The organism is Corynebacterium sp. UMB10119B (assembly GCF_030228125.1).
Classification (GTDB): Bacteria; Actinomycetota; Actinomycetes; order Mycobacteriales; family Mycobacteriaceae; genus Corynebacterium; species Corynebacterium pseudogenitalium.
This window is the reverse complement of record NZ_JASPBG010000015.1, coordinates 1-24,052: the sequence shown is the minus strand read 5'-3', so window position 1 is coordinate 24,052 and position 24,052 is coordinate 1. Positions and strand designations below refer to the sequence as shown.

The following is a 24,052-nucleotide window of genomic DNA, read 5'->3' as shown; positions in this document are numbered from 1 at the left end:
CCGACCTATTTCTAGGAAACGACCTACAGTGGAACACATGCAAGGAGACGGCAACGGATGGGTCGAAGGGCCCAACGGACAGAAAATGTGGGGCAAACACGGCGCCGCGGGGCTCTTCCTGCAGGCCACGCACGGCGGCGAGCCCGTCGTGCTCATGCAACACCGCGCCCCTTGGACCGCCCAGGGAGACACGTGGGGCATCCCCGGCGGCGCCCGCGACTCACACGAAACGGCCTCCCAAGCAGCGCTCAGGGAAACAGCAGAAGAATGCGGCATCGATGGGGGCGAAGTGGACGTCGAAAAGGAATTAGTGACGTCCGGCCCCGCACCCAGTGGCTGGACCTACACCACCGTGCTCGCGCGCGTGCGCTCCGGCGAGCCACTCGAGACCACCGCCAACGAAGAAAGCGTTGAGCTGCGTTGGGTTCCCCTGAAAAAACTCGAAGAACTCGCCCTACACCCGGGGCTGCGTGCCGCGCTGCCAGACATTCTCAGGCATACTGTTTCGCATGATTGAAGTCCAAAACCTGTCAAAGGTCTACGGCCCCGTCCGCGCCGTCGACGACGTGAGCTTCCGCGTCAAACCCGGCATCGTCACCGGGTTCCTCGGCCCCAACGGCGCAGGCAAATCCACCACCATGCGTATGATCGTCGGCCTGGATAAACCCACGTCAGGCAGCTGTCTTATCGACGGCACCAGCTACCGCAACCTCAAGCGCCCCGCCCAAAAAGTCGGCGCGCTCCTCGACGCCAAAGGTGTGCACCCCAACCGCTCCGCCCGCGCGACGCTCCTGTGGCAGGCGCAGGCCTCCGGCATCCCCGCCTCCCGCGTCGACGAAGTCCTCTCCCTCGTCGGGCTGACCGACGTGGCCGGCAAGAAGGTCGGCGGGTTCTCCCTCGGCATGGGGCAGCGCCTCGGCATCGCCGCGGCCCTGCTCGGCGACCCCGAATACCTCATCCTCGACGAACCCGTCAACGGCCTCGACCCCGAAGGCATCCGCTGGGTCCGCTCCCTGCTGCGCGCGCTCGCCCAGGAAGGCCGCACCATCCTGGTGTCCTCCCACCTCCTCGCCGAGATGGCACAGACCGCCGACCACCTCATCGTGATCGGCAAGGGCAAACTCGTCGCCGACACCTCCGTCCACGACTTCATCAAGGCCCACTCCGGCTCCCGCGTTGTGGTGCGTGCCGCTGATGCTGGGCTTTCTCGTTTGCAGGGGGCCGTGGAGGCAGGCGCGCCGGGCGCCACCATCAGCCCAGGCACCGACGCCGACGGCCGACCCAACCTCACCATCAACGACGCCACCCCCGAAACCATCGGGCGCATCGCCTTCGAAGCCGGCGTCATCCTCACCGAACTCAGCGAACACCACGCCTCCCTCGAGGACGCCTACATCCAATCCACCGAAGGCACCGAACAGTTCGCATCCCGCACAGTCCAGGAGGGCAAGTAACCATGAACCTCATACTTTCCGAGTGGACCAAACTCCGCAGCACCCGCTCCTTCTGGTGGACCAGCGCCGCCATGATCATCGTCGCCGGCATCTACGGCGCACTCTTCGGCTGGCTGGCCAACACCTCCGGCATGCCCTACACACCCCTGACCGTCGTCTCGACCGTCTCCATGACCATCGGGATCGTCGTCATCGTGCAAGCCGCCATGACCGTCACCACCGAATACCGATTCGGCATCCCCGCCACCAACTTCCGCCTCACACCGCAGCGTTGGCGAGTCGCCCTGGCCAAAGTCGTAGTGGGCGTCGTCGGCGTTGTGGTTGCGACGCTGCTGGCCGTGGTCGTGGCGTTCATCCTCGCCGACCTCACCACCGCCGTCCCCGCAGGCTGGACCACAAATAGCGCCACCCAGCGCGCCCTGTGGGCAGTACCGCTCGGCATGGCGCTGCTCACCCTGTTCACCCAGGGCGTCGGCTGGATCGTCCGCAACACGTCCGCCGCCATCGTCATCGGCCTGTCCATGATGCTCCTCCTGGAGACCATCGTCGGGTTCATCCCTAAATACGGCCAAGACGTTGCCAAGTTCCTCCCCTTCAACAACCTCATCGCCTTCATGATGAACCAACCCACCCAACACTGGGAGCTCGGCGCCTCCCTCGGCATCTTCGCCGTCTGGGCCGTGGCGTTGTGGGTGATCGGCGTGCTGTTGACGGAGGCGCGGGACGCGTAGCTTGATAGCAGTGCCAGAAGACGCAATCTCCTAAGAGTACCCCATTAAAACCGCTGGTTATAAAAGGGCTATATTTATAGGCTTGCGTCTTTTGGCACTGTTCACATTCGGTCAAGTAATTCTTCCATCCGGGGGACCACCTCATGGAACGTGGCGGCGGCGAACCTGACCACGGTCCAGCCCTCCAACGCCAGATCTAAGTTGATCCGGGCATCCTTCTGGCGCTGGTCATACTCCCAATGGTGCTGGCCGTCATACATGATCCCGATTTTGAGCGGTTCGATGGCGAAGTCGAACGTCGTTATGAGGCGGCGGCCTCTATATACCGGGACTTGCTCACTCAGCTTCAGTCGGCGTTGCTTTGTTACGGCGTGAAGTAGCAGGCGCAGCTCGGTTTCGCGCGGCGAGTCGGCGAGCTTGCTGGAAAGCTTGAGTACCTTGTTGAGCCATCGCTTCTCCACGCGCCAGTCCGCTGCTTGGCGCAGCGAAGATGTTGAAACGTTGAGGTGCCTGCGAACGCAATCCACCAGCTGCACTGCCCGTACTTGGAGGGGGTCGAGCCCCTCGGGTGTGATGACGGCAGGAGAGTGCTCTCCGCTTTTTAGCATCTGGATCGCCTGAATCGTGGCGTACGCGGGGGCCGCTGCGTAGATCGTGTGTCCGAAGTGGTGCACTGTTGTGAGTGCGATACCGTCGGCTCCGCGGCGTTTGAGTCCGGGCGTTGTTGGGGTAGGGGAGCGGGTCTTACTGGTCGGGCCGATGAATGTGACGGGGGCTGTGTCTGTAAGGTAGGGCAACCTGTAAAGGGTGAGAGCAGAGTAGCCGCTGGCGATGTGGGTCGGCCACTGTTGTGCGTAGTCGAGGATCATCTGTAGTGCCTCCGGTTGCGGTGTTTGTCTGTAATTCATATTTGTTTAGACGCATTGGATGGGCGCCTGGTTTCCTTGTTCTTCCACAATTTCTGTTTACAGTGCCAAAGGACGCAACCAATAAGCTCTAGCACTTTTGTGACCAGGTGTTATGGCGGTGTCTGTTTTGGGAATTGCGTCTCTTGGCACTGGGCAGATTTGGTGGGGAACTTTCTTGACCCACAAACCACACCCGCCACATGAGAAAACATTTAGAAAGTTGCGGAGGTTTAGGCAAAACGAATAATGGGGACTACCCTGGGAGTGTCATTGGCTTTTGCTGCAGAAAGGATTCGTTGTGGCGAAAAATCGCGGCCGGGCAGCAGATGAAGCTCGCCGGGCGGGTTCGCGTGTGCGGACCCGGTTTCGGAGGGGTGTGGTTGTTGCGGCGGCGGCGTTGATCGTGACGCCGTTGGTGCAGGTTGCAGGGCCAACAGAGCTGCAGGTGCAGGCAAATGCGCAGGCGCAGGGCCCGGCGCTGGCCGAGACGAATCCAATCAAATACAAGCTGTTGGAGGTCAGGCCCGGGAAGCTGGGCCGCAGTGAGCTGGAGTCGGGAGACCTGGCGACGATATCCAGGGTGGAGAAGCTTTATAAAAAGATTGATTTTTCAGGAGTGGCGTGGAGGCCTTCGCCCACCAGCGGCGCTGATGCTCCGCGTCGCTACCAGGTGAGCGTGTGGGCCCCGGAGACTGGGGTAATCGCCGGGGTTTATGACAGAGAGGTGCTGTCGGGGAAGGACTCCATTTATAAGTGGAATCCTCAGAAGTTTTTGGATGACCAGTCGAAGATCAACGAACTGGACTTCGACATTAAGTTCACGGATGGCTCGGTGCAGGAGCGCGCGGTGTTGCCGCTGCGTCTCTTGGGTCTCGACGGCCGCCTCGCCAACGATCCGGATGGGGATTTTGATGGCGATGGTGTGTCGAATGGCGAGGAGGCCAAGAAAGGCGCGAACCCGTTCGACGCCAGGGATAGGGGTGTCGCGAAGAATCCGTTGCCGAAGCTGCCGGAGACGACAACGCCGACGCCTACTTCAACTACGACGAGCGCAAAACCGCAGCCGCAGCCAAAGCCGTCGCCGTCGAGCATCACCTCGCAGCCGCAGCCGCAGCCGCAGCCGCAGCCGAGCAGCGCGCAGCAGACGAAGCCTTCGAGTGCGAAGCCGACGTCGACAAGTGTGAAGCCGACTACGACGACGCGGAAGCCATACATGGCTGAGCAGTACGACCCGTACCCGGGCGAGCTGTTGGTGCGGCTGAAGCCGGGCCAGGAGTTCCGAAGCGGGACGCCGTTCGGCAATGCTGAGGTGAAGGTGCGCTCGATTCGGTATAAGGGCGAGCAGAACGGCAGGAAGTCGCCGGCGCTGGACCACGCGCTTGTCGACGCCTCCGACGGCAACCGTTTCGTTGTGAAGGCGAAAGGCCTGGAGGCGTTCGCGGAGGCCTACGAGCAGGAGTTTGGGAACTCGAAGCCGGAGTTTGAGCGGGTTTCGAAGTGGTTCATGAACACGTTCATCACGCATGCGCGCGTGGAGGTGGACTACCCGGATAACTCGTCTGATGCGAAGGATTTCTTGATCGGGTTTGTTGGCGAGGACGAGCGTGTGTTCTCCATCCCAGCCGCGGACTTCGACGGCGATGGCGTGAGCAACGAGGACGAAGTGAGCTTGGGGACGAACCCCTTCTCACCGGACAGCACTCCTCATGAGAAGCCGAAGTTCGCGATTACCTCGAAGAGCGTAAAGCCTGGCGAGGTGTACGAGTTCGTGCCGTCGGCGAAGTTGGACCCGAATACCAAGTTCCTGGGTGCGGAGGGCTACCAGGTGTCGCTGACGCCGGATGGCAACGTGCGTGTTGTCGGCAGTAGTGACAAGTGGAATCACAAGTTCTCCTTCAAGGTGTGGGACCCGCTGTACGAAGAGCTGGCGACGCTTCACGTCGAGTCTGATTTCTCGGAGGATTGGACGCCGATCAACGTGAAGGCGGGGACGACGCTTGAGACGAACGTGATGAGCCCGGATGAAATCGCGAGCGGCATGGAGATCGTCTCGACGAAGGATGAACTGAAAGCCGGTGGGGTGCCGGATTGGGTCTCCATCGGTAGGGACGGCGAGGTGTTCTTGAAGCCGCCGCGCTCCGAGGGCGGATCGAAGGGTGAGCGCAGGTACTGGGTACGGCTCTCCACCGGCGAGCAGCGTGTAATTAAAGTCAACGTGCTCGACCCAACCCCGTACGCCGAAGAGTACAAGCTGCAGTACCCGGACGTGTTCGTCCGCCTGGGCGAAGAGACCCGCAGCCACGCGCCGCTGGCGACCCTGACGCAGGGCGCCGAGGTGTTCTTCAACCAGCCGATCCCGGAAGAGGCACAGGTCTCCTACTCGATCGAGGGCGAAACTGACGCGAGCGTCGTTGAGCGGGAGGGCACCGCCGAGGACGGCGAGCAGCCAGGCATGGTCACGTTCAAGGCCACAGGCGACGACCTGGAGGCCGGTGACGTCGTGCAAGTGATGGTAAAGGCCAGCTTTAGCGACGGCTCCACCCAGCACGTCCCCGTCTACTTCAACATCCTGCCGCGCCAGATCGCGGGCAGCTACAACCACGCCTATGAAACTGGCCGCGAGGTGCTGCCGGGGACGCCGATCGTCCTGCATAGGACGGATGTTCGCAACGTGCCGGAGGGCACCGACTTCGTGTTCTTCGAGGACGCCGAGGGCAACAAGAACCTCAATGGGTGGAAGGTGTCCGTGAATCGTGACACCGGCAACCTGGTCGTGCGTGCGCCGGAAAATGGTGCCCGGCCGCTGGACGCGGTGGTGACGGTGTCCTACCCGGACGGCAGTTCCACCGATGTGCCATTCCACGTCGGGGTGAAGCACAGCAAACCGGACGCGGAGGCATTTACGCCGAGGTACGCGCCGGAAACGCTGACCGGCGGCACCCGCACGTCCTACGAGATGTTGACCCCGGTGCCGGAAAACACCACGTTCTCGATTGAGGAGAACGCTGGGTTGGATGTGAGCGTCGATACGAAGACGGGCCGCATCACCGCCGTGCTACCGAAAGACGCGCCGGGCGGCGCCAAGTACAACGTGCGCGTGCGTGTGAAGTACCCCGATGGCTCCGAGGAGTTTATCGACGCCGAGCTGCGCAAGAAGGCTATCGCCGACGAAGAGCGCCCGCGCTGGAGCGACATCTACGTCAACGCCGGCGACTTGGCTTCCACGCCGCAGGGCCAGCGCGTCCCGCCTGAGACCACCTTTGGTATCGACGCCAGCTTCGCCGCCAAGGGGTGGCAGGTGCACGTCGATAAGTATTCGGGCAGGTTGCAGGTGCTGCCGGACGCGTCGGTGAAGCCGAAGTCGAAGGTTGAGGTGCCGGTTGTGGTGACCTACCAGGACGGCTCGCAGCGCACCGTGAAGGTGTCGGCGTACGTGCGTGAGCCGCGCCAGACCGCTGCGCCGACACCATCGATAAAGGCGCCCACGTCCACGTCGACCCCAACCCCGAGTACCCCGGCGCCAACGCCGGAGCCGGACCCAGCCCCCGAGACTGGGAGTTCGGCAGCGGGGTGGATTACTGTAATTCTCGGTGCACTTGGGTTCCTGGTAGGCGCCGGTTTGCTCGCGCTGCAGGAAGTCCCAGTTGTTCAGTCGAATCTCAGACACCTTATGCGTGACCTGGGCTTGAGGAGGTAAAAGGATGCGTTTTCACAAGACAGTGATTGCAGGTGCAGTGACGCTCGCGCTCGGCATGGGCGCAGTGTCGGCCGTGCCTGCGACGGCGTCCCCCGTCAATTCAGATGATGACGCCATCCAGACCCAGCTCCACATCCGGAAGAGCTACCACGAGGCAACCCTGACCTACGTGAACCCGAAGTCCGTTGCGGGCAAGTTGGAGAACCAGGTCGGTGTGATCGGCTGGGCCGATGGGCGCGTGGTGGCGCCGATCGCGAAGAGTACGACTGAGAGCTCCCCCGAGGACGGCGTCACGGTGCTGGAGCACACCGACCCGCGACGCGAAGTCACCATGAAGCGCACCTTTACCGTCAAAGGCGACGAGATCAACGTGGTCACCGAGCTGACCAACAACGCCGGAACCGCCCGTGAGCTGGCGATCCGCATGTACAACCACGCCAAGCCAATGAAGGGCACCATGACTGCCGCGCAGTTTGGGGACAGCCTGCGCGGGGAGGACAAGTCCGCCTACCGAGTCGACGCGAACTTCCCGGGTGCGACGGCACTTGCCACCGCTCAGGATCCGGCGACTCTCCCAGAGTGGAACGCGGGCTCTGACAACAAAAACATGGAACGTGGTGAAGTCCTCAGCGGCACCTGGGTCCAGACCGTCGAGCCTGGCGCGACGATGAAGGCCGAGATGACGGTCAAGATCGAAACGCAGCTGGGGGCGCTGGACTCGGATGGTGACGGCCTGCTAGACATCTGGGAAATGCAGGGTGCGAATGTAAATGGCGTCGATATGCCGTTGCACCGCTGGGGCGCCAACCCGTATGAGAAAGACATCTTCCTCCAGATGAACTGGATGAAGTCCGAATGGGAAACCGAGGGCTGCCAGGAAGCGGCGCGCTTCGCCGTCAACCCCGAAGGCTTCGCCCGCTACGACGCCTGCTCAAAGATGAACACGAACGTCTACCGCCCGTCCGGGCTCATCCTGGACCAGCTGGTGAAGAAGTTCGCCGCACACGGCTACAACCTGCACATCGACGCAGGTAAGGGTTACTCCAAGAACTTCGAAGCCCGCGACGACGAATACCGCGGCGGGCCGATCCTTGACTACAAGGACCACTACTTCAACTCGCCCGAAACGTCCGGCTCGGAGCTGATCACCACGTCGGTGGACCTGCTCAAAGAGCGCGAAGGCATCTTCCGCTCCGGTGTCATCGGCGACCTTATGGACGCCCCCTCCGCCAACGGCTCCATCAACTACGCCACCGGCCGCGCACTGATCGGCGGCACGAGCTTCTACGTGTCCAAGAACGCCCGCATGGGCGCCGAGGACAAAGTACGCAACACCATCATGCACGAGCTCGGTCACAACCTGGGCCTGAACCACAACGGCATGCTGTGGGTCGACGGCAAGCGCCAATCCGTCTACGAATGGACCAAGTACGGAGACTGGCTCAGCGATCGCCCATCCGCCATGAACTACGCCTACCAGTTCGTCACCTTCGACTACCAGGAGGAAGACAAGAGCGGCAACCAGGAGGCCCCGCACCCAGGCTGCGCCGGCGCCCCCGACTGCTACGTCGGCGAATGGTCAGTCCCGTCCGAGTGGAAGAACCTCAACGTCAAGGCCGGCGGCATCGGTGACGTCTCCGTCAAGCCCGCCGAGTCCGACTCCGAGTCGGACAAGGACGCCGAGAAGCGCCGCGGCATCGAACGCGACGCCCGCGAACTCGACGCCGCCGCTGCCCTCAAGAACGACGGCAAGGCCGACTTCTACATGGCCGACGAGAACAGCATCGCCACCGTGCGCACCGACAACAAGGTTGTGGGCACCATTGGCAACCGCGGCTACCACGACCATGAGTTCACCGTGCGCGCCTTCTACGGCAAGGAACTTTCCCGCATCGCCCCAGTCCAGACCATCAAGGTCAAGGGCATCGGCGACGCCAAGGAAGCCGGGCCGCAGTCCCGCAAGGAAATCCAGATCCCAATCCCGGACACGCAGCGCCTGTACGGCTCCTACGTGCCGGTCTACATCCAGATCGAAAACGAATCCGGCGAAATCGTCTTCAGCGAGCTTTTCGACATCAGCCTCCTCGACTACACCGAGGACGAGCTGCGCCAAGTCAGCACCCAGCTCGGTGACTCCGTGCTGGGCCAGCGGGCATCCGCACTGCTCTCCCAAGGCAAGCTCGGCGACTTCCAGAACACTAACCGCCGCAACCTCGCGGACACCAAGGAACTGAAGCAACCCAAGCGACCATCGACGCCGCCAACCACGTCGGCGAAGCCGTCGCCTTCAGCGGCCCCGAGCACCGCGGCGCCAGCTGACCCAACCACGCAGGACGCCAAGGCCACCGACGACAAGGGCGGCGTCGACGAGAAGACGCGCAACACGATCCTGATCGTTGTCGGCGTGCTGCTCGGCGTCCTGGGCCTGGGCGGCGCGGCCGCCGCCGTGATGGCGAACAAGTAGGTCGCTTATTCGCCCGGCGCACCAAATTCCTTGGTTTTGGCTAGGGTTCCGGCGTTTTCCCAGGTCGCTGGTCGGTCGTGAGGGAATTTGGTGCGCCTGGCTGTGGGGCAGTGCCAAAGGACGCAACCAGTTTTCCGTGACCTGGGCTTTTGCCGGGTTTTTCGGATGTGGTTGCGCCCTTTGGCACTGCCAGTGAACTACTGCAGCGCTGAGGTCAGCTTCATCACGTTGTCGATGTAGCGGCGGTACCACGGCCGCGTGTTCCAGCGCTCCAGCGTCAGCTCGCGGGTCACCGACAAGTACGTGTCGGCGAGTTGATTGAGGTTGCGGAGGAGGGGGCCGTCGCAAATTAAGAGTGAGCTTTCGTAGTTGAGTGAGAAACTACGAATGTCCATGTTGGAGGAGCCAAGCACGCCGACGGCGGCGCCGGGCTCCTTCGAGGCGGGGTCGACGAGCAGGAACTTGGTGTGCAGGACGTAGGGGGCGGGGAACTCCCAGATGCGCACCCCGGCCTCGAGGAGCTGTTGGTAGTAGGAGGACTGGGCGTGCTGCACCATGAACTGGTCCGCCTTCTGACCAACGAGCAGGTCCACGCGCACGCCGCGGTAGCAGGCGGTGGTGATGGCCTCCAGCAGTGAGTCCTCGGGCACGAAATAGGGGGAGCAGAGCACGAGGTGTTCTTTGGCGTGGTGGATGAGGGTGTTAAACATCCGCAGGTTTGGTTCGGCCTGGTAGCCGGGCCCTGAGGGGATGAGCTGGACCAGGTGCGCGTCTGCGGGGGCGCCGAGGTCCAAGGGGGCGGTGAGCTCGATGGGTTCGCCGGATTCGGAGTACCAGTCCACGGCGAACAGCGCCTCGATGGAAGTGACGATTGGCCCTTGGAGTTCCACGAAGGCGTCGACCCATTGGCGTCCGGCAGCGCGGTGTTGGCGGGTGAGGTAGGTGCGGTCGATGAGGTTCATGGAGCCCATCATGGCGGTGTGGCCGTCGATAATGATGAGTTTGCGGTGGTTGCGCAGGTCGGGGCGGCGGAAGCGGCCCTTGAGCAGGCTCAGCGGCAACATGAGGTGCCAGTGGATGCCGGCCTTCGTCAGGCGGCGTTTGAGCGCGCGGAAGCCGGGGTATTTCATGGAGCCGATGTGGTCGAACAGGAGGCGGACGTGGACGCCGCGGTCCACAGCACGCTCGAGAGCCTCGAAGACGACGGCGGTGGTGTTGTCCCAGGCCACCGCGTAAATCTCGATGTCGACGTACTCTTCTGCCTTATCGACGAGCTCCGCAATCCGCACCAGCGTTTTCTCGTAGTCCGCCCACATCGCCACCGCGTCCCCATGCACTGCCGGGAACCCGGTGAGTGTGCGGTTCAGCGTAATCATCGAGGTCACTTCCGGGTTCGCCTGCTCCCCGGCGGGGATGTCGGGGATGTCGGAGTAGACGTCGTTGAGGACGGCGTTCGCTTCCTTCTGGATGCGGTGGCGCCGCTGCGAGACGTACTTGGACCCCATCAGCAGGTACAGCGGCAGGCCCACGAACGGGAGCAGCAGAATGAGCAGCAGCCAGGCGTTCGCGCTTGACGGCTTGCGGTTCGACGGCACCACGCCAATCATGACGAACTTGATGGCGTAGTCGATGCCCATGGCGATGAGCTGCCACAGGGAGAGGCCACTGAACAGGGACAACATGGCTACCGCACCTGGTCGAGTGCGATGTCGGCGGTGTCGTAATCAGCGATGACGGGCGCGTGATCCGATGCGCCCTTGCCGTCGCGCTCCGCCACGTCCACCCAAGCCTGTTGCAGGCGGCGGGCGAGAGGGGGCGTCGCTAAGTGGAAGTCGATGAGCATGCCTTCGTTCTTGGGGAAGCGCATGGACTTGTAGTCCCAGAACGAGTACGGGTCCGCGTGGCGGATCTCCTCCAAGCCGGACTCCAGCAGCATCTGGAACGCGGCGCGCTCCGGCTCCGTGACGTGCGTCTTGCCCTCGAACCAGGCGATGTCCCACACGTTCTCGTCGCGCGGCGCAATGTTGAAATCGCCCGTGAACAGCTGCAACGCCTGCGGGTCCACGGTCTCGCGCAGGGAGTAGAGGAACTCGAGTTTGTAGTCGTAGTGCGGGTCGCCGATCTCGCGCCCGTTCGGCACGTACAAACTCCAGATATCGACGCCCCCACAGCTCGCCCCAACCGCCCGGGCCTCCACAACCGGATCGCCCTTCTTCGCAAACGCTGGCTGGCGCTCAAAGTGCGTCCGCACGTTCTCCAGCCCCACCCGCGACGCGATGGCCACGCCATTCCACTGGTTGTAGCCCACGTGCGCGACCTCGTAACCCGCCGCCTCGAACGTGGAGTAGGGGAACGTGGCGTCCTTCGTCTTCGTTTCCTGCATGGCCAACACGTCGACGTCGTTGCGGTCGAGAAAAGCGGCGATCCTCTCCGCCCGCGTACGTACAGAGTTCACGTTCCAAGTGGCGATGCGCATGCCAATACCCTAGCGCAGACGCAGGACACGCCGCCGATGGTGGTCATCGCCCACGATCTCCTCCGGGCCGACCTCCCACAGCTCCGGGTGCCGCGCCGCGTGCTTCTCCGCCGCCTTGCCGATGCGCTCCGGCACCAACAGGCGCACGGGGAGAAAGTGGGCGTCGTAAAACTCCTTGAGCTCGGTGAGTGGCAGCGGAGCGAGTGCCGCCGACGGGCCCAACGGCACCGCCGTATTATCCTGCGGGTTCGCGGCGCCCGCGCGGGCCAGCCACCCCTCGACCCACTCCTGCACCGGCGCCGGGTTCGCCTCCGCGAGCTCCACCTCTTTTCGACGAATCTCCGAATTCCGAACCGTCCTCGGCGCCAGCGAACGCACCGCCACCGGCTCCGCGATGGTCACCTCGCGCCCATCGCGGCGGCACACCCGCAGCGGGTCCAACCCCACGACCTCCCCGAGCGCCTCATTGACCCCGGCCTCCGTGCGGTAGCGGACCGTCACCCGGCCCCCGACAGTGGGTGCTTCCTGGCGGAACATCTTGCTTTTAGTGCCTTAGTGCCCGAACGGGTCTTCATCCGTGCCCGGCAGCCACGTATTGCCCGGCTCCGTCCACCCGTTCGCCTTAATCGCGCGCTTCGCTTCCCGCTTGTAGCGGCCGGTCAGCACGTCCGTGTACACGAAGCCGTCCAAGTGGCCGACCTCATGCTGCAAGCAACGTGCGAAGAACCCAGTGCCCTCGATCTCGATCTCGTTGCCGTGCTCATCCAGGCCCGTCACCTTCGCCCAATCCGCGCGGCCGGTAGGGAAGCCCTCGCCGGGAACGGACAGGCAACCTTCGTCGTCCTCGCCGTCGTCGCGAGGCATGGTCTTCGGGATCTCGCTGGTCTCCAGCACCGGATTGATCACGGTGCCGCGGCGCATCGTGTCGCCGTCAGGGCAGTGGTACACGAACAGGCGCAGCGGCACACCAATCTGGTTCGCGGCCAGGCCCACGCCGTTCGCGGCATCCATGGTTTCGTGCATGTCTGCAATGAGTTCCTGCAGCTCCTCGACCGGCTGTTCCACCGGCTTCGTCGGGTTGTGCAGGACAGGGTCGCCATAAATAACGATCGGTCGAATGGTCATGGCTACCATAATAGGCATGCCTGAGCAGCTTTCAGATTCGGACCGCGCCATCCTCACCTTCGAGGCCCACGCCCCGCGCGCCATCGGCGCCAAAGAGGAAGCCATCACCACGCAGCTCGGGCTTACACCGGTTCGCTACTATCAAAAACTCAACCTCCTTCTCGACGACCCCTCCGCCCTCTCCGAATTCCCCCAACTCGTACGCCGCCTACAACGCCTCCGCGACCGGTGAGCGGTTCAGGGATCCATTTCGCGTTTCCCCAGCTCGCGTCGTCTGTCCCTACAGGAACTTGGTGCACACCTGGCCGCTCCTCGCCCCAAACTGCTCGTAGCGTGCGCTTAGAAGCGTGCGATGCAGGTCGCGCATTTTCACCCAGCCCGGCCGATTTCCGACGACCAGCATCGCACTCCTTGAACACCTCGACCGGAATGTACTGGCGGTTGGCGAAACCAAGCACGTGGTGCGCGTGGGAAGATGTAAACGTCTGCAAAAACGTTTAGAGTGGCGCATGTGACTAATGTGAATCCTGAGAACGAGTACCAGGGCGCCCACCGCCGCGCCGAAGACCCCGCAGAGGATGACTACGGCCAAGAGTACGAAGCGGCGCCGGCGGCGGCGTTCCCGAAGCGGGGCGTCGCGATGATCTTGCTGGCCGTCGCCGCCCTTCTGCTGCTGTGGGGCATTTACGCCATGAACAAGGGCGACGGTCAGGATGCGGCCGCGCCGGGCACCACCGAAGCCACGACCGCCCAAGCTACCCAAGCCACCCAGGCAACGACCGCGATCTCGGCGCCGGCGAACCCGTCGGAGCAGGCGCAACCAAGCGAGAAGGCCACCGAGCAGGAAAAACCAGCCGAAGAAACCAAGCCCACCGAAAAGCCAGCCGAGCAGGAACAACCAGCTCCTGCCCCCGCCGGTCTGGCTCGCGAGCAGGCGCAGGTGTACGTCTACAACAACTCCGGCATCCCGGATCTGGCGAACCGCACCGCCGGTGACCTCGCCGCCCAGTACAACGTGGCGAACCGCTCCAACGATGCCGCCGCGATGAACATGCCGGAGCAGACCTACGGCGCGTTCCCGCAGACGTTCGTGTTCTTCAACCCGAACACCCCGGGCGCGGACGCCATCGCCGCAGAGTTGGCGCAGCGCATCGGAGGTACGCCTCGGGCGACGACGGATGTGCCGGCGAATACGAGTTTGCCGCGAGAGGCCGTCGAGAAGCCGGAGGCGATCACTGTCGTCCTCGCGGGAGAATAAAACCCCCGCGCGGCCCGCGCGCGACGTTTAGACTGGCTACTTATGGATCCATACCGCGAGTTCGCCCGTTCCCCCGAGCCGACACTGGGAGTGGAGTGGGAGATCTGCGTCGTTGATAGGGAGACGCGGGACCTGGTACCCCGCGCCCCCGAAATTATCGACGCCATCTCCGCCACCAACCCCAACGTCCACCTCGAGCGGGAGTTCCTCCAAAACACGGTCGAGCTGGTGACGCCGGTATGTAAGAACACGAAAGAGGCCGTCGACAAGCTGGCGGAGAGCTTGGCCGTCGTGCGCGCTGAAGCTGACGCCCGCGACCTCGACCTGTGGGCCAGCGGCGGCCACCCATTTTCCGACTTCCGCGAGCAAACCCTCAGCCCCAAAATTTCCTACAAGGAAATGATCAACCGTACTCAGTACTGGGGTCAGCAAATGCTGCTGTGGGGAATTCACTGCCACGTCGGCATCAGTCACGAAGACCGCGTCTGGCCAATCATCAACGCGGTGATGACGCACTACCCGCACCTGCTCGCCATCTCCGCATCCAGCCCAGGCTGGGACGGGCTGGACACCGGGTACGCCTCCAACCGCACCATGCTCTACCAGCAGCTTCCCACCGCCGGCATGCCGTATCAGTTCCAAAGCTGGGCCGAATGGGTCCAATTCATGGACGACCAGCGCACCTCTGGCGTGATCAACCACACCGGCTCCATGCACTTCGACGTCCGCCCCGCCGCCAAGTGGGGCACCATCGAAGTCCGCATCAGCGACGCCACCTCCAACCTGCGCGAACTCGCCGCGGTCGTCGCGCTCACGCACTGCTTGGTCGTCTACTACGACCAGCTTCTCGACGCCGGCGAAGCCCTCCCAACGCTCCAGCCCTGGCACGTCGCCGAAAACAAGTGGCGCGGGGCCCGCTACGGCCTCGACGCCCTAGTAATCACCAGCCGCGACACCGACGAACGCTGGCTCCGCGACGAACTCGTTACGTTGGTGGACACCCTGCAGCCTGTGGCTGCGCAGCTTGGGTGCACGCGCGAGCTGAACCTGGTGCTGGAGATCATGCAACGCGGCGCCGGCTACCAGCGGCAACGCCGCATCTACGAGATGACCGGCTCCTGGCACGACGTCGTCGCCGCGACCTGCGCGGAGATGCAGGAGATGACCTGGGAGTAGGCCCTTCCTAGCTGCCGCGCACCAAATTCCCACGTGGGGGTGCGCGCGACCTGGGCTTTTGTGTGCGCGCCCAGCCCGAATACAGGAATTTGGTGTGCGTGCCAGCTGGGGTGACACCAAAATCCTGGATTTCTGCAGAGCAGGCTGGAATAAGCCCAGGTGGTTGGAAGCTCGTGAGGGAATGTGGTGCACTACCCATCGCCCGAGTGCCAAAGGACGCAAGCCCTTTTCGCGACCTGGGCTTTTACCCCTTCCCCCAACAAGAACTGCGTCTTTTGTCACTCGAGCCGGTTGGGGTGACACCACATTCCCACCCACGCACTCAGCGACCTGGGGAAACGTCGAGGCGGCCTAGGGAAATCCAGGAATGTGGTGCGCGTAGGGGCTGGTTGATGCTTGATGGGGTAGGGTTGGCGTCGATAAGTGTTGAGAGGGGAACAGCATGGCAAACGTGAATGATGTGGCGAGATACATTTTGGAGCGTCAGGGGGAAAGCCTGAGTACCATGAAGCTGCAAAAACTCGTTTACTACGCACAGGCTTGGAGCTTGGTCTGGGACGAGAAGCCGCTGTTTAACTCCCGTTTCGAGGCCTGGGCGAACGGCCCAGTGTGCCGTGAACTATACAACCAACACCGTGGGCACTTCACCGCAACTCGCGAAATGTTTCCCGGCGATGCTCACCGGCTCACAAACGATGAGCGGGAGACGATCGACACTGTGCTCGACGCATACGGACATCTCACTGGCCAACAGTTGAGCGACCTCGCGCATGGCGAGCGGCCGTGGCGGGAAGCCCGTGAAGGCGTTGCAGTGGGGGCACCTTCCACACATGAGGTGAGTCAGGAAGTCATGCAGGATTTCTACAGTTCGATGCAGTCGGCGTCTGCGGTCTAGTTCGCGTGGGTGGGGGGAAAGCGTAGTCGGAAGAAGCTTGCGCGTCAGCAAAACAACTTCGGGGGTAAGCGTGTTCCGCACTTGTCGCCGGTGGCAAGCGATAAAAGTGTGCCCGGTGAGGCGACACAAAGTGCCTGGCGGGAAATGCCTGTTCGGTGGACAGTCGCTGAATTGGACATCCCTCCCAGTGAAATCTGGTGCCGATGGTCGCTGGAGGCCAAAGAGACGAAAGAGCTCTTGACATTTTTGGAGAGCGTTTCACGGAAGACATGGAAAGAGTGCCTTGCTGAGACCGTCATGTCCGGCCGGAAGAAACGACCCCGAAACCATGACCAACACGTTTCGACCCTAAGTGTCGACGCCCAAAAGCGCATCCAAGCGCTGCCCTCTGCGGAGGAGCGCGTGTTTCGATTCCGCCTATCTGGCGAGACCCGATTATGGGGCTTCCGATCCGGTGACCTATTCCGGGTATTGTGGTACGACCCTCACCATGCCGTTTGCCCTGTAGAGAAGCAAAGTACCTAGTGGGTCTGGACCTTGAGCACCACATTCCCACGAGGGGTGCGCGCGACCAGGGGAAACACCTTGGGGCGTTCGCGGAATCCAGGAATGTGGTGCGCGCGACTCGCGCGGGAGCGCCAAAAACCTACTTCTTGGTGGGGTCGACGCGCTTGGGGTGGTAGGCGGCGGGGCGGTCGTTGCGGCTGAGGGAGTCGGGGTTGCCGTAGAGGCCTTCGCGGCGGGCGACGCGGCCGAGGCGCTGCGCGGTGACGGGGTTGGTCATCAGGGCGAAGATGAGCAGGATGAGGATGACACCGATGTCGTGAAGTTCGTGGGTGCCGACAGCCTCGCCGGTGCCGGTGGCCCCTCCGGCCTGCCCATTCGAGAGTCGAATAATCGTGCCGATGATCATGAGGACCAGCCCCGTGGTTTGGGGCTTCGTGATGGCGTGGATGCGCGTCATAGTGGACTGGAAGCGCGCGGTGCCGATGGCGGCGGAGAACACCATGAATGCGCCGGGGAGGATGAAGACGAGGGAGGCGGCGTCGAGGAAGAATGCGAGTGTCATTGGTGGGTCCTTCCTAGGAGTTGTCGCGTTTGCGGAAGCGGGCGACGGACAGGGAGGCGATGAAGCCGAGGAGCGCGATCACCATCATGACGTTGACGACGGTGGTGTCGAGCGTCCAGCAGATGTAGAGGGCGAGGACGCATTGCAGTGATGCGGTGATGGCGTCGTTGCCGAGGACGCGGTCCATGGAGTCGGGGCCGACGATGACTCGCCAGGCCAGCACGAGGAAGCCGATGGCGAGGAAGATGCCGGCGACGATGAGGAATGCGTTGTATACCTGGGGGTTCATGGGCTATCGCCTGCTTTCGAAGATGTCGATCATTTGGCGCTCGAGTTTGGCTACGTTGGCGATTTCGCGGTCGATGTCGGTTTGGTTGTCGGCGTGGAGGACGTGGATGGTCCATTCGCGGTTGGCGATGTCGATGTCGGTGACACTGCCGCCGGGTTGCAGGTTGTAGGCGCAGGTGGCGAGGTAGAGGACCAGGTCGTCGGAGACGCGCATGGGCACGCGGAGGATGGCATTTTTGGGCGGGGCGGCGGGCCGCAGCGCGAGCCAGGAGACCTTGGCGGAGGCGACGATGAGGTCGGCGAACCACTGCAGCACGAACAGCAGCAGTTTGCCCCAGTGGATTTTGTTGCCGCTACGGGGGATGTTCGGCAGCGGCAGCACGAGCACGATCAGGACGCCGAGCGCCAGCCCGGCGGCGACGTTGCCCCAGGTGAGGTCGCCTTGCATGAGGACCCACATGAATGCGAGCCAGAGGACGAAGGCGCCGCGGAAGCGGTTTCGGATGCCGGTGAGGAGGTGGTTCATCGGTGTGCTCCTGTCGGTTCGGCGGTTGCGCTGGCGGGGAGGGGGACTCGTTCTGTCGTGACGACGTCCTCTCCGTCAGCGGAGCGCGCTGATTTGCGGGCGAGCGCGTCTTTGCCGCCGCCGGAGTCGGTGGGTTGGCGGAAGGCGTCGAGGTCCCGGGTTGGGTTGGTGGGGTCGCCGGAGAGGACGGCGTGTTGGTAGATGCGTTGGTCGCTGGAGGATTCGGCGGCGCGGTCGGTGATGGCGGAGATCGGGCCGGCGAGGAACGTGATGGACACGGAGGTCGCTACGAGGAGCGCGGTGGACAGCAGCATGCCGACGGGGATGCGGCCGACGTCGGCGCGGTCGTCGACGGCGATGGTGTCGTGGCGCTCGGTAAGCGATGAGGGTCGCGCCATGGCGACGGATTCGGGGGCGTCGGCGCGGTCGCGGAGGAAGCCCTTGGACCAGACGAGGATCATGGCGTAGAGCGTCAATAAGGAGGTGACGACGGCCCCTGCGATGAGCACCCAGGCGAGCCAGGAGCCCTCGGCGGCGCCGGCCTGGATGAGCATGATCTTGCCGAGGAACCCGGAGAACGGCGGGATGCCGCCCAGGTTGAGCGCCGGGATGAAGTAGAGCAGAGCGATGAGCGGCGCGGTGTAGAGCAGGGAGCCGAGGCGGCGCAGCTGCGCGGACCCGGCCTGGCGCTCGATCAGGCCGACGACCAGGAAGAGCGAGGTCTGCACCAGGATGTGGTGGACGGCGTAGAAGATCGCGCCCGACAGGCCGGCGACGGTGCCGAGTGCGATGCCGAAGATCATGTAGCCGATGTGGCTGACCAGAGTGAAGGAGAGGAGACGCTTGATGTCGTTCTGCGCGAGTGCTCCCATCACTCCGATGACCATGGTCAGTAGTGCGACCCACATCAGGAGGGTGTCGAGGGAGCCGTCGATAAATATGGTGGTGCGGACGCGAATGATGGCGTAGACGCCCACCTTGGTGAGCAACCCGGCGAACACCGCGGTGACCAGTGAGGCGGCGGTGGGGTAGGAGTCGGGGAGCCAGGCGTCGAGCGGGAAGACGGCGGCTTTGATGCCGAATGCGACGAGCAGCGTGGCGAAGATCGCGGCGCGCGTGCCGTCCGGGACCTCGGCCATGCGCTGGCCGACCTGCGCCATGCTCACCGTGCCGGTGGAGGAGTAGATCAGCGCGAGCGCGAACAGGAACACCATCGAGGACGCCATGGAGACCATCACGTAGCCGATGCCGGCGCGCACACGCCCCGGCGAGGCGCCGAGAGTGAGCAGCACGTACGAGGCCACGAGGAAGACCTCGAAGCCGACGTACAGGTTGAACAGGTCGCCGGCGAGGAAGGACAGGTTCACGCCCATGCACAGCAGCATGTAGACGGGGAGGAAGACGGCGACTGGGTCGTCCTCGTCGCCGTCGCGAAGCCCTTGGGAGATGCCGTACCACATCACGGCGAACAGCACGATGGAGGAGACGAACACCATGATGGTGGACAGCCTGTCCGCCACCAGCGTGATACCGATGGGTGCTTCCCAGCCACCCATCTGGACGGTCTGGATGCCGTGGACGTCCGCGATGATGATCATCGCACCCGAGATGACGGCCAGCGCGAACAGAGTCGTCAGCGCGATGGTGCGCTGCAGGGTGACGGCGCGTCCGGTGACCAGGATCAGCGCCGCCGCCAGCGCTGGCAGCAGCAGCGGCATGACGGTGAGGATCGGCATGGCGGGCAGTGCCCAATTGGCGAACTCGAAGAGATTATTCGTCATCGTCGGCCTCCTTGACAGGGTCTTCGAAGGAGCGGGGGCCGAAGGCGTCGCCCTCGGAGCTCATGCGTCCGGTCTCTGGGTCGTCGGAGGCGTCGTGGTCGGGGGCCGCCGCCGCGGTCTTGGGGCGGGCGGCGATTGCGCGGTCTTCCTCGTCGCGTTCGATGATGTCGTCGGTGCGGTAGCGGTACTGGCGGTAGGCCAGGGCCAGCATGAACGCGACCATCGCCATCGAAATGACGATCGCGGTGAGGATCATCGCCTGCGCGAGCGGGTCGGCGGTGCGTTCGCCGAACAGGGTGGACATGCGCCCAATGATCGGCGGGGAGCCTGCCTGCCCGCCAGACTGCAGCAGCAGCAGGTTCGCGCCGTTACCGAGCAGCAGCACGCCCATGATCATGCGTGTCAGCGCCCTATCGAGCATCAGGTACACACCGGTGGCCACGAGCACACCCGACCCGATGAGCAGGAACAGGTTCGCTTCCATTACTCGCTCCTTTCGCGGCCACGCGCGGTGGTGTGCACCGGCGCCCCAATTGTCGACGCCCTGCCGCGCCCCGCCGTCGCGTCACCGTCACCAGTGACCACTTCTCGACGGCTCTCTCGCTCCAACCGTTTCGCCGCCTGCTCAGCGCGGCGTCGTTTATTCTTCTCCTGCAGCTCGCGAGCGCGCTGGCGAGCGTACTGCTTGCGGTTGTCTTCCTCTTGGTCGAGGTAGCCGCCCATGGACGTCAGGATGTGCAGCGTCAGGCCGACCACGATGAAGTACACGCCGGCGTCGAACACGAGCGCCGAGGTGACGTCAAACGCGCCGATCAGCGGCAGCGTGACCGTGGTGTAGCCCGAGGTGAGCGGCGGGTTGCCGAAGAACATCGGGGTCACCGCCGCGGCGAAGGAGAACAACATGCCGATACCCAGCACCTTCGCCGGGTCGACGGGCAGCGCCTCCTCGATTTCCTGGCGCCCGCCTGCGAGGTAGCGCAGCGTGAACGCCAACGCCGCCACCAGGCCGCCGGCGAAGCCGCCGCCGGGCGCGTTGTGGCCGCCGAAGAAGAAGTACAAGGACAGCAGGATCATCGACGGGAACAGAATTCGCGTCGCGACGTCCACCATCAGCGAACGGTTCTGCGCCGTCTCCGAGTCCACGCCGCTGGCCAACCAGCGCGCCTTCGTGGTGGACAGCGTCGGGCGCCTTGAGGAGCGCCCGAACTTGCCGGTGCCGAAGATCAGGCTGGCCACGCCCGTTGCCGCGATCACCAGCACGATGATCTCGCCGAACGTATCGGCCGCGCGCAGGTCCACGAGCAGCACGTTCACCGTGTTGCGTCCGTGGCCGATGTCGTGCGCCAGCTCCGGCATGAACACCGAGATCGGGTCGGCGGTGCGCGCGCTCATCGCGAACATGGCCACCACCACAACCGAGACGCCCGTCAGAATCGAAAGCCAGGCGCGGGCCCGGTTGTCCTCGTTGCGTGGCTCGACCTCCGTCGGCATCTTGCGGAGGATCAGCATGAACACCACCATCACGATGGTCTCCACGAGCGCCTGCGTCAGCGCCAGATCCGGCGCGCCGTGCAGGGCGAAGATCGTCGCCATGGCGTAGCCGGTCAGCCCCACCATCACCACGGCGGACAGGCGGTTGCGTTGGACCGTCGCAAAGACTGCCATGCAGACCATGATGAACACCACCAGTCCCTGCCATGGCGAATCCCACAACAGCATCCGAATATCGTTCGAGCGACCCAGCACCAGCGCAGCCAGCGGCACCACGGCCAGCACCGCGAAAATCACGCCGAGGTTGATCACCAGGGAACCGCGCTGCGTCGACGCCGTCAAGCGCAGCGACGCCGTGCGCAGCTGTGCGAGCAGCGCGTCCCACAGGTCGTCGCCATCGCCGAGCGCCGGCTTGCCCGTCTGCAGCGGCTTCAGCAACGCACGCTGCCAGAACATGACGACGCCACCCAGCACAATCACGGCCGTCAGCACCAGCGGGATCGTGATCCCGTGCCACAGCGCCAACTCCTCTTGCTCACCGCCGGGGAAGCGCACGTCCAGGTACTCGTTGAACGCCGTCGACAGCAGCACCGGGAAGATACCGCACACCACCGTCAACGTGGTCAGCACCGTCGGCGAAATCCACAGGGTCGGGCCAATCGGGTGCATGTCGCGCACCGCCTCCGACTCGCCGTTGTTGTGTGCTGGCTTCGTCGCAAAGGCGGACCACCAGAAGTACAGCGAGTAGGCCATCGTCAGGATGGAACCCGCGACGATCGCCACCAACGTCATGTAGCCCGGCATGCCGTGCAGCATCTTCTCGTTGAGAACCGCTTCCAGCGCCGATTCCTTCGCCACAAAGCCGAAGAACGGCGGAATACCCGCCATCGACGCTGCCGACACCGCCGCCAGAAACGCCACGAACGGCTCCCGCTTCGCCAACCCCGACAGCTCGTGGATGTCGCGGGTGCCCGTCGTGTGGTCAATCGCGCCGACAATCATGAACAGCGTCGCCTTAAACATCGAGTGCCCGAACGTAATCGCCAGGCCAGCCATCGTCGCCTCACGCGACCCAATGCCGATCACCGTCGTGATAAAGCCCAGCTGAGACACCGTGCCGTACGCCAAAATCAGCTTCAGGTCACGCTGCTTCAGCGCCAACCAGCCACCCAGAATCATGGTGAACACGCCCGTCGACAGCACCACCAGGTGCCACGTGCTCACCACCGCCATATCCGGAGCCAGGCGCGCCACCAGGTAAATGCCGGCCTTCACCATCGCCGCCGAGTGCAAATACGCCGACACCGGCGTCGGCGCCGCCATCGCCCCCGGCAACCAAATATGCCACGGGGCCTGCGCCGACTTCGTCATCGCTCCCAACATAATCAGCACAATCGCCGTCGAGATCGCAGGCGTGTTCTCAATATTCGCGAACTGCGACACCTCGCTGAGCCGCCAAATCCCCGTCTTGTAGCCCAGCAAGTTAATACCGACGAGCATCGCCAGCCCGCCGAACGTCGTAATCATCAGCGCCTGGATCGCCGCCCTGCGCGACGACGCCCGCTCACCGTAGTAGCTGACCAGCATGTACGAGAGTATCGACGTCAACTCCCAAAACACGTACATCAGCAAGAAACTGTCCGAAATCACCAACCCGTACATCACGGAGGCGAACATGGTCAGCTCCCCACCAAACTTCGCCAACCTGCGCGGATTCGAATCGAAATAGCCCCAGCAGTACAACAACACCAAGGAGCCGACGCCCAAAATAATCAAACTGAACAAGCCCGCCAGGGCGTCCAACCTGAAATCCAGGTTCAACTCCGCCGACGGCATCCACGGAATCCGCGAAACGATCTCCCCACCATCCACAAAGACACCCTTTGCGAACAGGTACACCATCCACGCGAACCCGCCCAGCGGCACCAACGCAACCAGCGCAAACGCCGACCTACCGATCGTACGGATCAACAACGGCGCCGCCGCCGTCGCGACGAACAGCGCGACAAGTAGCGTCAACACAACCCGGGCCTCCTTGTTCAGCTTCCTTAGCTTCTTCAGCTTCGGCGCGCCACAGCAACGCAGCTGCCCACCATGCACCGTCGAAACTAGAAACAAGGCGCGTCATGATCAGTGGCGCGACCAACAAAAATTCACTGTACTCACAGCCCCGACATTTTGCGAACGGTTTTCGCCCTGGTTGGCCTGCCTGTCTGGCCCCCTCGTGCGCCTGCGCCTCGCGCCCGCGCCCCCTTCGAAAAAGTTCCCACGATTGGGAACCATTTTGCGTTTCGGGCCGATTCCCGTCGACCATCGGTTGCGTTTCTGCAGGTCGCGACGCCTGTCCACAAAGAAAGTTCCCGGGTTCACGTGATCGCGGGAACTTTTCCGAGGTGACGGGTTCGCGCGCCGTGGCTTTCACGTGATCTTGTTCGTGTCGAGGTGTTAAAGGAGTGCGACGCTGGTCGCCGAAAACCGTCTCTGGCCGGTGGAAATGCGCGAGCTGCATCGCACGCTTCTAAGCGCACGCTTTTAACCTTGGAGGCGGCAAACGGGGAGGGTCGACCGGCAAATAGAAGTTCGAAAACCCCCAAATCTGCAAAGTGTAGTAGGTGGATTGTAGTAATCCTCGAAAAGGGGAGCGCGGACATTTCGTTGGAGTGTTGAGGGCTGGAAGGTATTCCGATGCCCGCAAAGTTCCCCGACACCGTCC

Annotated in this window: 20 protein-coding genes; 9 read left to right on the top strand and 11 right to left on the bottom strand. The window is 63.4% G+C overall.

Annotated features, from left to right (window positions below; all coding sequences use genetic code 11):
- Positions 1-37 precede the first annotated feature (37 nt).
- The 3 genes from QP802_RS10000 to QP802_RS09990 are packed head-to-tail and all read left to right on the top strand — an operon-like array spanning position 38 to position 2,185.
- Positions 38-517, top strand: coding sequence for an NUDIX domain-containing protein (locus tag QP802_RS10000; RefSeq protein ID WP_284818638.1), 480 nt, complete (start codon positions 38-40; stop codon positions 515-517).
- On the top strand, positions 510-1,454 hold the full coding sequence (locus QP802_RS09995; protein ID WP_284818637.1) for an ABC transporter ATP-binding protein: 945 nt from the start codon (positions 510-512) through the stop codon (positions 1,452-1,454). Before QP802_RS10000 ends, QP802_RS09995 begins: the two co-directional genes overlap by 8 nt.
- Positions 1,455-1,456: 2 nt before the next feature.
- Positions 1,457-2,185, top strand: a complete 729-nt coding sequence (locus QP802_RS09990) for an ABC transporter permease (RefSeq protein WP_070361845.1) — start codon at positions 1,457-1,459, stop codon at positions 2,183-2,185.
- Positions 2,186-2,286: 101 nt separating this feature from the next.
- On the opposite strand, the gene QP802_RS09985 is transcribed toward QP802_RS09990, so the two are convergent.
- Positions 2,287-3,093, bottom strand: a complete 807-nt coding sequence (locus QP802_RS09985) for an endonuclease domain-containing protein (protein ID WP_284818635.1) — start codon at positions 3,091-3,093, stop codon at positions 2,287-2,289.
- Between the two features lie 298 nt (positions 3,094-3,391).
- Between QP802_RS09985 and QP802_RS09980 the strand changes: the two genes are divergently transcribed.
- A complete protein-coding gene (locus tag QP802_RS09980) occupies positions 3,392-6,790 on the top strand; it encodes a Rib/alpha-like domain-containing protein (RefSeq protein WP_284818634.1) in 3,399 nt (1,132 codons plus the stop codon).
- A gap of 4 nt (positions 6,791-6,794) precedes the next feature.
- Positions 6,795-9,254, top strand: coding sequence for a zinc metalloprotease (locus tag QP802_RS09975; RefSeq protein WP_284818632.1), 2,460 nt, complete (start codon positions 6,795-6,797; stop codon positions 9,252-9,254).
- Between the two features lie 197 nt (positions 9,255-9,451).
- Here QP802_RS09975 and cls read toward each other — a convergent pair whose 3' ends face one another.
- The 4 genes from cls to QP802_RS09955 are packed head-to-tail and all read right to left on the bottom strand — an operon-like array spanning position 9,452 to position 12,855.
- A complete protein-coding gene (cls, locus tag QP802_RS09970) occupies positions 9,452-10,936 on the bottom strand; it encodes a cardiolipin synthase (protein ID WP_284818630.1) in 1,485 nt (494 codons plus the stop codon).
- A 2-nt stretch (positions 10,937-10,938) separates the two neighbouring features.
- Entirely contained in the window at positions 10,939-11,730 is a 792-nt protein-coding gene (locus tag QP802_RS09965; RefSeq protein ID WP_284818628.1) for an exodeoxyribonuclease III, read from the bottom strand.
- A gap of 9 nt (positions 11,731-11,739) precedes the next feature.
- Complete coding sequence (locus QP802_RS09960; RefSeq protein ID WP_284818626.1) at positions 11,740-12,267, bottom strand: GNAT family N-acetyltransferase, cg3035/Rv0428c family; 528 nt, start codon at positions 12,265-12,267, stop codon at positions 11,740-11,742.
- Between the two features lie 15 nt (positions 12,268-12,282).
- A complete protein-coding gene (locus QP802_RS09955; RefSeq protein ID WP_071567098.1) occupies positions 12,283-12,855 on the bottom strand; it encodes a peptide deformylase in 573 nt (190 codons plus the stop codon).
- Positions 12,856-12,871: 16 nt separating this feature from the next.
- Here QP802_RS09955 and QP802_RS09950 point away from each other — a divergent pair, with 16 nt between their 5' ends.
- The 4 genes from QP802_RS09950 (at position 12,872) to QP802_RS09935 (ending at position 16,184) form a co-directional block, all read left to right on the top strand.
- Positions 12,872-13,087 carry a DUF3263 domain-containing protein gene (locus QP802_RS09950; protein ID WP_070361851.1) on the top strand — a complete coding sequence of 72 codons (216 nt, stop codon included), beginning with the start codon at positions 12,872-12,874 and terminating at the stop codon, positions 13,085-13,087.
- A gap of 279 nt (positions 13,088-13,366) precedes the next feature.
- Positions 13,367-14,113 (top strand): LytR C-terminal domain-containing protein, encoded by a 747-nt coding sequence (locus QP802_RS09945; RefSeq protein ID WP_284818623.1) that lies wholly within the window; start codon positions 13,367-13,369, stop codon positions 14,111-14,113.
- Positions 14,114-14,155: 42 nt separating this feature from the next.
- On the top strand, positions 14,156-15,289 hold the full coding sequence (locus tag QP802_RS09940) for a glutamate--cysteine ligase (RefSeq protein WP_284818622.1): 1,134 nt from the start codon (positions 14,156-14,158) through the stop codon (positions 15,287-15,289).
- Between the two features lie 442 nt (positions 15,290-15,731).
- A complete protein-coding gene (locus tag QP802_RS09935) occupies positions 15,732-16,184 on the top strand; it encodes a Panacea domain-containing protein (protein WP_284818620.1) in 453 nt (150 codons plus the stop codon).
- 646 nt (positions 16,185-16,830) lie between these two features.
- Here QP802_RS09935 and QP802_RS09930 read toward each other — a convergent pair.
- The 6 genes from QP802_RS09930 to QP802_RS09905 are packed head-to-tail and all read right to left on the bottom strand — an operon-like array spanning position 16,831 to position 23,361.
- Positions 16,831-17,253, bottom strand: coding sequence for a monovalent cation/H(+) antiporter subunit G (locus QP802_RS09930; protein WP_284818618.1), 423 nt, complete (start codon positions 17,251-17,253; stop codon positions 16,831-16,833).
- A gap of 13 nt (positions 17,254-17,266) precedes the next feature.
- Positions 17,267-17,542: a monovalent cation/H+ antiporter complex subunit F gene (locus QP802_RS09925; RefSeq protein WP_070361856.1), complete on the bottom strand. Its 276-nt coding sequence runs from the start codon at positions 17,540-17,542 to the stop codon at positions 17,267-17,269.
- 3 nt (positions 17,543-17,545) lie between these two features.
- Positions 17,546-18,067 carry a Na+/H+ antiporter subunit E gene (locus QP802_RS09920; protein WP_070361857.1) on the bottom strand — a complete coding sequence of 174 codons (522 nt, stop codon included), beginning with the start codon at positions 18,065-18,067 and terminating at the stop codon, positions 17,546-17,548.
- A complete protein-coding gene (locus tag QP802_RS09915) occupies positions 18,064-19,848 on the bottom strand; it encodes a Na+/H+ antiporter subunit D (protein WP_284818616.1) in 1,785 nt (594 codons plus the stop codon). Before QP802_RS09915 ends, QP802_RS09920 begins: the two co-directional genes overlap by 4 nt.
- Positions 19,838-20,332, bottom strand: coding sequence for a Na(+)/H(+) antiporter subunit C (locus QP802_RS09910; protein ID WP_256001346.1), 495 nt, complete (start codon positions 20,330-20,332; stop codon positions 19,838-19,840). The genes QP802_RS09915 and QP802_RS09910 overlap by 11 nt, the downstream gene beginning before the upstream one ends.
- Positions 20,332-23,361 (bottom strand): Na+/H+ antiporter subunit A, encoded by a 3,030-nt coding sequence (locus QP802_RS09905; protein ID WP_284818655.1) that lies wholly within the window; start codon positions 23,359-23,361, stop codon positions 20,332-20,334. Before QP802_RS09905 ends, QP802_RS09910 begins: the two co-directional genes overlap by 1 nt.
- Positions 23,362-24,052: the final 691 nt, after the last annotated feature.